This window comes from Saccharibacillus sp. CPCC 101409 (genome assembly GCF_030518235.1).
Taxonomy (GTDB): domain Bacteria; phylum Bacillota; class Bacilli; order Paenibacillales; family Paenibacillaceae; genus Saccharibacillus.
On the sequence record NZ_JAULSA010000059.1, the window covers coordinates 1 to 586 of the forward strand.

Below are 586 nucleotides of genomic sequence, written 5' to 3' on the forward strand. Positions count from 1 at the left end.
TAATGGTTGGACTGGAGCGTGTAGAAGTCGACGTTGTTATTGTTGTCTTTGCGTTTCAGTTGAACGTAAGACGGGCGGCCGAGGCCGTCGTAGAATTCTTTGCTTTCTTTGCCTTCTTCGTCGACGGTGTAGTAGATGCCGTTCTCGCCGATCGTATTGTACGAAAACGAAGAAGTTGCGGTCGCCCGCGTGCCGTCTTCGGCCGCAGGATGGGTGACTTTGGTAATCCGGCCGACATTGTCGTACTCGTACGCTTCGTCGGAACCGGCTTTCGCGCCTTTGGATACCGCGTTGCCGTCGAAGTGCTTCGTGACACGGCCCGTTGGCAGATCGTACTCGTAGCGCTCTTCGATCGTTTTCGGCGTGCCGTTTTCAGTCACTTTTTGCTTGATGGACGTCGGGTAGGCGTTCTTGACGCTCGCCGCATACTCGATATCCGTCTGCTGGGTCTTGCCGTCTTCGAGCTGTTGAATCGCCTGCGTCATATTGCCGTACGCGTCGTGCAGGTACGTCATTTGCAGGAAGCTCGCCTGTCCGCTATCGTCGGTATAGTTCTGCACCGTCTTCGCGATATGCGGCAGCGCCG

The 586-nt window shown here is 55.8% G+C and carries 1 protein-coding gene; it reads right to left on the bottom strand.

Annotated features, from left to right (window positions below; translation table 11 throughout):
• Positions 1 to 586, bottom strand: a 586-nt coding sequence (locus QWJ34_RS27045; protein ID WP_302732234.1) for a hypothetical protein, incomplete at both ends; no start/stop codon positions are given.